At 72.6% G+C, this 6,256-nt stretch carries 5 protein-coding genes and 1 pseudogene; 2 read left to right on the top strand and 4 right to left on the bottom strand.

The window, feature by feature from the left end:
• Nucleotides 1-3 precede the first annotated feature (3 nt).
• The 3 genes from ACTIFU_RS21960 to ACTIFU_RS21950 form a co-directional block, all read right to left on the bottom strand.
• On the bottom strand, nucleotides 4-1,947 hold the full coding sequence (locus ACTIFU_RS21960) for a hypothetical protein (protein ID WP_439580457.1): 1,944 nt from the start codon (nucleotides 1,945-1,947) through the stop codon (nucleotides 4-6).
• A 147-nt stretch (nucleotides 1,948-2,094) separates the two neighbouring features.
• Nucleotides 2,095-3,444: a glutamate--cysteine ligase gene (locus tag ACTIFU_RS21955; protein ID WP_439580456.1), complete on the bottom strand. Its 1,350-nt coding sequence runs from the start codon at nucleotides 3,442-3,444 to the stop codon at nucleotides 2,095-2,097.
• Nucleotides 3,445-3,490: 46 nt separating this feature from the next.
• Complete coding sequence (locus ACTIFU_RS21950; protein ID WP_439580455.1) at nucleotides 3,491-4,222, bottom strand: 16S rRNA (uracil(1498)-N(3))-methyltransferase; 732 nt, start codon at nucleotides 4,220-4,222, stop codon at nucleotides 3,491-3,493.
• Between the two features lie 42 nt (nucleotides 4,223-4,264).
• On the opposite strand from ACTIFU_RS21950, the gene ubiA reads away from it, so the two are divergent.
• Together ubiA and ACTIFU_RS21940 are read left to right on the top strand one after the other, a co-directional pair.
• The gene (gene ubiA, locus ACTIFU_RS21945) at nucleotides 4,265-5,176 is read left to right on the top strand and encodes a 4-hydroxybenzoate octaprenyltransferase (protein WP_439580454.1); all 912 of its coding nucleotides are present in this window, start codon (nucleotides 4,265-4,267) and stop codon (nucleotides 5,174-5,176) included.
• Nucleotides 5,173-5,823, top strand: coding sequence for a class I SAM-dependent methyltransferase (locus ACTIFU_RS21940; RefSeq protein ID WP_439580453.1), 651 nt, complete (start codon nucleotides 5,173-5,175; stop codon nucleotides 5,821-5,823). Before ubiA ends, ACTIFU_RS21940 begins: the two co-directional genes overlap by 4 nt.
• Before the next feature lie 2 nt (nucleotides 5,824-5,825).
• Here ACTIFU_RS21940 and ACTIFU_RS21935 read toward each other — a convergent pair.
• Nucleotides 5,826-6,256, bottom strand: a pseudogene (locus ACTIFU_RS21935) (cobyrinic acid a,c-diamide synthase); the annotation flags it as partial.

The raw sequence follows: 6,256 nt of genomic DNA, 5'->3' as shown, positions 1-6,256 counted from the left end.
AGCTCATTGGACGCGATGCAGCGCGATCGGTCCGCTGATCAGCCGTGCCCCCTCGCGGGTGAACACCAGCGGCTCGTTGTTGACCGTGACGATCACGCGACCGTCGCCGATCTCCTCATAGGTGCCGGCGGTGGGCGGAGCGCCCGCTGCGGTCGCGATCACCCGGTTGGCGTCGATGAACTCGACCTTCGCGAACGGTCCCTCATAGACACGCCCGCGCAACGGTCCGGCCTGGGCGCGGTTCACCGCCGCCAGGATTGCCTCGCGCCGTTCCCGCGCCGCCTGCTTGAACATGTCCCGCTCGGCAGCCGCCGAGTCGGGCCAGCTCGCGAGTTGCGGCAGCAGCTCCTGGTCGATCCCGATCAGCGCGTCGTCGGTTTCCGGCAGAGCGGCGAGTTCCTGCCGCAGCCTCGGCAGCAGCGTCGCCGCGACCGTCCGGCGCCGCTCGGCCGATGCCGCGCGCAGCCGCTCCGCCTGGGCCTCGGGCAGCAGGGCGAGCAGCCGGTCGGAGGCGATCTGGTCCAAGAGCGCGAAGGTTTCGACCTCGAGCGGCGTCGCCGCGATTTCGGCGATCTCCGCCTCGGCCACCTCGACGCCGAGCTCGGCCTGCCGCGCGGCGGCGGCCTCGCGCACCTGCTGCAGGTCGCGCGGACCGAGCACCGCGCTCGCCGCGTGTGGTCGCGGCGAGGCCCAGGCCTCGAGCCGTTCCAGCGAGGCGGGCGTCGGCGGCATCCGCGCGATCATCGCCAGCAGCTCCTCGCGCACCGCCTCGGCGATCGCGATCCGGCGCTCGCGGATCGCCGCGGCCACGGCCTCCAGCCCCTCGCGGCCGATCACCTCGCCCCGCTGCTGGAGCGTCTGCTGGTGGATGCGGTCAAGCATCTGCGCGCCCGCGATGCTGAGCGGCGAGGCCTGCACCTGGCGGACGATCTCATCGCGGATCGTCTCGCCGATCTCTGCGCGCCGCTGGCCGATCGCCGCCAGCACGGCCGCCATGCCGGCCTCGCCGATCGTGTCGGGGTACTGGCGCTGCACCTGCTGCTCGAAGCGGGCAAGAAGCTGACGGCCCTGCAAGGTGAGCGGCGTCTCGCCGGCCTGGCGGATCAGATCGTCGCGGATGCTCTCGCCGATCCCGCTCCGCCGCGCCCCAAGTGCGGCTTCGGCCAGCTGCGTCTCCTCGGCGCCGAGGCCGGGCGCGTAGTCGCGCTGGAGGGTCTGCGCGTAGCGGTCGAGCAGCCGGAGTCCGCCGGGGGAGGCCTCGACGCCTTCGATCTCCTGCACCAGCGCCTCGCGGACCTCGCGGCGGAGCGTGGGGATCCGGGCAGTGGCAGCAGGATGCACGGCGCGACCGATCTCGGCTTCGGGCAGTGTGCGCAGCGCTGGGATCAGCGCGCGCGCGGCGTCGCGTGCGGGGCCTTGGGGTTGGCGTGCCGCGAACTGGTTCGCGCGCTGATCGGCGTCCGCCGCGGGCATCTCGGCGAGCGCGAGATACAGATAGAGGAGGAGCAGCGAGCCGTCCGCGGCCTCCAGTGTCTCGAGAGAGCGCGTGACGGTCTGTCGGGCCTCCGTGAGCGCGGTGAGATAGCGCGGCACCTCGCGCGTCACCTGCGTGCGCAGCGTGTTCAGCGCGCTCCGCGCCGCCGTGTTGCGCGCCCGTGCCTGCTCGCTTGCGCAGGCCTGCAACACCGGTCCGAGCGCCTGCGCCTCCTCGGCGTTCCACTCCAGCACCGGCTTGCCGAACAGGGTGGTGGTGCTCTCGTCGGCGAACAGTGCCGCGAAGGCGGCGCGTCCGGTCAGCGCGTTCGGCCGCCATCCGTCCTGCACGCTGTAGCCCTGCGCCCACGTGGCGAGCGCGTCGCAGGACGGCGTCGCGAGCTGAGCCTGTGCCGGAACCGCGTACGCGAGCGCGGACGCGAGGGCGAGCGGGATCATGAACGATCGGCGCATGCTGCTTCCTCCCCCGATCCGGGCCGGCGCGCAGCGCGTCGCGCCCGGCCTTGGCGGCGCCCTGTGTCCCGACCGGGCACCGTTGTTGTCGAGGCTAGACCGTCGGCGTTGCCGCCGTCGACCCACAAACGCGGGCGATCAGGGCGGCTACAGCGCACCCTCGGCGAAGATCCGGGAGACGTCACCACCCCAGGCTGTCGCGGCCCGATCCAGCCAGTGATCCGCCAGACTGCGGCCGCTGGTGACGATCTCTTCCAGCGGCGCGAGATAGGTCTCCTCGCCGAGCCCGCGCGCGACGAGGCCGCGCCTGGCGATTGCCACCATCGCGCGCGCGAGCGCGAGCGCGGTGCCGTCGCAGAACGGTGTGGCGAGCCCGAGCCGCGGCACATCGCGGTGCAGTGTCTGCCACTCCTGGCAGGCATGGTCGCGAATCAGCGCCGCCGCCTCGCCCTGCGCGCCGGGGTCGTATAGCAGACCCACCCAGAGTGCGGGCAGCGCCATCAGCAGCTCCGGCGGGCCGGAATCGGCCCCGCGCATCTCGAGGTAGCGCTTCATCCGCACCTCGGTGAACACCGTGGTCAGGTGGTCGGCGAAGTCGCCGATGGTCGCGACCGCGCCCTCGGTCTCGGCGTGCAGCCTGCCGGCCATGAAGTCGCGGAAACTCCTGCCGGCGACGTCGATATAGCGCCCCTGCCGGTAGACGAAGTACATCGGCACATCGAGCACCCACTCGACGTAGCGCTCGAAGCCGAAGCCCGGCTCGAACACCACCGCGGGGATGCCGCAGCGGTCCGGGTCGGTGTCGGTCCAGGTATTGGCGCGGAAGCTCCTGAACCCGTTCGGCCCGCCCTCGGCGAAGGGGGAGTTGGCGAACAGCGCGACCGCGATTGGCTGCAACGCCAAACTGACGCGGAACTTCTCGACCATGTCGGCCTCGTCGAGCACGTCGAGATTCACCTGCACCGTGCAGGTGCGCAGCATCATGTCGAGGCCGAGCGTGCCCTTGATCGGCATGTAGCGCCGCATGATCGCGTAGCGGCTCTTGGGCATCCACGGCATGTCATCGCGCCGCGCGAGCGGATGGAAGCCGTGCGGCAGGAAGCCGAGGCCGAGCGCTTCGCCCACCGCCTTGGCTTCGGCCAGATGCGCATCGAGCTCGGCCTTGGTCTCGTGCAGCGTGGCGAGCGGCGCGCCGGAGAGCTCGAACTGCCCGCCCGGCTCGAGGCTGATGTTTGCCTGCCCGCGCTTCAGCCCGATCACGTTGCCGTTGTCGAGCGTGGGCTCCCAGCCGTGCGCGTGGTGGCCTTCGAGCAGCGCGCGGATCCCGTCCGGCGCGTCGTACGGAGGCGGCGTGAGGTCGGACCGGCGGAAGGCGAACTTCTCGTGCTCGGTGCCGATGCGCCACGCCTCGCGCGGCTTCGCCCCGCCCGCGATGTACTCCGCGAGCTGGCGCACCGACGTGATCGGGGTCGCGTCACCCTCCGACGGACCGGACATCCTCGCTGGTTCCCCTCGCGTGCGGTGGTTGGGCGGTGAGCCGCCCTCAAGGCTCGCGCCAATCCCCGGCCAACGCCTGGATCAGGCTGAGGCCGGCGACGGCTGCCGTCTCGGCCCGCAGGATGCGGGGGCCGAGGGAGGCGGCGAGACAGAAGGGGAGTTTCCGGAACCCGTCAAGCTCGACCCCCGTGAAGCCGCCCTCGGGGCCGATCAGCAGCGCCCAGGCGCCGGGGCCCGCGCCGGCGATCACCGCGTCCGCCGGCGGGGCCGTGCGCGACTCGTCGCCGACCAGCAGGTGCCGGCCGGCAGGCCACGACGCGAGCACCTGCGCGAGTGGCGCCGGCGCGGTCACATCTGGCACGGTGAGCCGCTCACATTGCTCGGCCGCCTCGGTGGCGATCGCGGCCAGCCGGTCGCGGTTCGCGCGCGTGACCGCGCTCCGCGCGCTGGTGGTCAGCAGGATGCGCGAGGCGCCGAGCTCGGTCGCCTTCTCGACCATCCACTCCGTGGCCACGCGCTTCAGCATGGGCGCGAGCAGCCAAAGATCGGCCTCGGCACGCTGGGGGCGGGTCTGCTCCTCCACCGCAAGCATGGCAGCCTTGCGCGAGAGCGCAGCGATGCGCGCGCGCCACTCGCCGCTCGTTCCGTCGAACAGCAGCACGGAGTCACCGGGGGCACGGCGCATCACCGCGGCGAGGTAGTGCGCCTGCCCTGCGGTGGTGGCGACCTCGGTCCCCGCCGCGAGGGGGCCGGGCACGAAGAGTCGGATCTCGGTCATCGCTCACTTGCCGTTCCCGCTGCCCCATCGACTATAGGGGCGATGGACCAGGCAGGCGCGCAGACGAGCGACATTCGGCCGGGCGGGCTGATCGCGGCCCTGCCCGAGGCCGCGCGCCCCTATGCGGTGCTGATCCGGCTCGACCGGCCGATCGGGACGTGGCTGCTGTTCCTGCCCGGGCTCTGGGGACTGGCGCTCGCGGGTTCGCCCTGGCCGGATCCGTGGCTGGTCGCGCTGTTCGGCATCGGCGCGGTGGTCATGCGCGGCGCCGGCTGCGTGGTCAACGATCTCTGGGATCGCGACATCGACCGTCGCGTCGCGCGCACCGCCGCGCGCCCGCTCGCTTCCGGCGCGATCACGCCGCTGCGCGCGCTGGTCTTCCTCGCCGCGCTGCTGTCGCTCGGCCTGATCATCCTGCTCCAGCTCCATCCGCTGGCGATCGCGCTCGGTGTGGCCTCGCTGCTGCCGATCGCGATCTATCCGCTGATGAAACGGGTAACCTGGTGGCCGCAGGCGTTTCTCGGCGTCACCTTCAACTGGGGCGTGCCGATGGGCTACGCCGCCGCCGCCGGCACGCTCGACGCCGCCGCGCTGGTGCTCTACGCGGCGGCGTTCTTCTGGACCCTCGGCTACGACACGATCTACGCGCACCAGGACCGCGCGGACGACGCCCTGATCGGCGTGCACTCGACTGCACGTCTGTTCGGCGAGCGCACGCGGCCCTTCCTCGGCGCATGCTACGTCGTCGCTGTGGCGCTGGTCGCGCTCTCGGGGGCGCTTCTGGGGATGTCGGCGTGGTTCTTCGCCGCCCTCGCGCTGCCCGCGTCGCTGCTCGCGCGGCAGGTCGTGACACTCGACATCCACGACGTGGCGCAGTGCGGCAGGCTGTTCCGCGCCAATCGCGAAGTCGGATTGGCGGTCGCGGCGGCGCTTGTGGTGGGACGCGCCGCGTGACGCCCGAGGCGGCAGCCGCCTTCGTGGCCGGCCAGACCGCGATCGGCCGCGCGCCGCTCGTGCCCGAACTCGCGCTGTACCTGGCGTCCGAGATCACGCCGATCTGGCAGGCGAGCGAGGCGAGTCTGGCGCGCCAGGGCGTGGAGCCGCCCTATTGGGCCTTCGCCTGGCCGGGCGGGCAGGCGCTCGCACGCTTCGTGCTCGACGATCCTGCGCAGGTCGCGGGCAGGCGCGTGCTCGACCTTGCGGCAGGCGGCGGGATCGCTGGGATCGCGGCTTCACGAGCGGGAGCGGCGGCGGTGACGGCCGCGGAGATCGATCCGCTCGCCGGTGCGGCGATCCGCGCCAACGCAGCGCTGAACGGTGTCGCGGTAGCTGTGTCGCTCAGCAATCCGCTGGTCCATCCGGCCGAGGCCGAGGTGATCCTCGCCGGCGATGTCTGCTACGAGGCGCGCATGACCGCACGCGTGGTGCCGTGGCTGCGCGAGGCCGCCGGCCGCGGCGTCGCCGTGCTGCTCGCCGACCCGGGCCGCGCCTATCTGCCGCGTGATGGGCTGGAACCGCTCGCGTGCTACCAGGTCGCGGTGACGCGCGAACTCGAGGATCGTCTTGTGCGCGATACGACCGTCTACCGCGTGCTGCCGTAGCTTCAGGCGACTGCGGCGAGCAGGGTCTCGGCCACCGCCGCGACCGCGCGCGCGGCCACGGCGGTGGGGTGGCGGGTCAGGAACCGCCACTGGCGGCGGATCGCGTCAGCCACGCGCGGGTCGCGGCGGACCACGCCGGCAAGCGGCGGGGTGACGCCGAGGAAGCGCCCGCAGGACTTCTGCAGAACCGCCGCCGTGCGCTCACCGTTCGCGCGCGAGGTGGCCATGTTGATGACGACGCGCCGATCCCCGCCGGGCCTGTCGGCTTCGGCGAGCTTCAGGCAGGCATAGGCGTCGGTCAGCGCGGTCGGCTCCTCGGTCGTCAGCACGAGCAGCGTGTCGGCCGCGCTCGCGAGGCGGCGTTGCAGCTTCTCGATCCCGGCGCCGAGATCGAGGATCGCAAGGTCCCAGCGCGACGGTGTCGCGGGGGGGT

This window comes from Elioraea sp. (assembly GCF_051860475.1).
Taxonomy (GTDB): Bacteria; Pseudomonadota; Alphaproteobacteria; order Acetobacterales; family Acetobacteraceae; genus Elioraea.
This window is presented reverse-complemented; position numbering and strand designations above follow the sequence as displayed.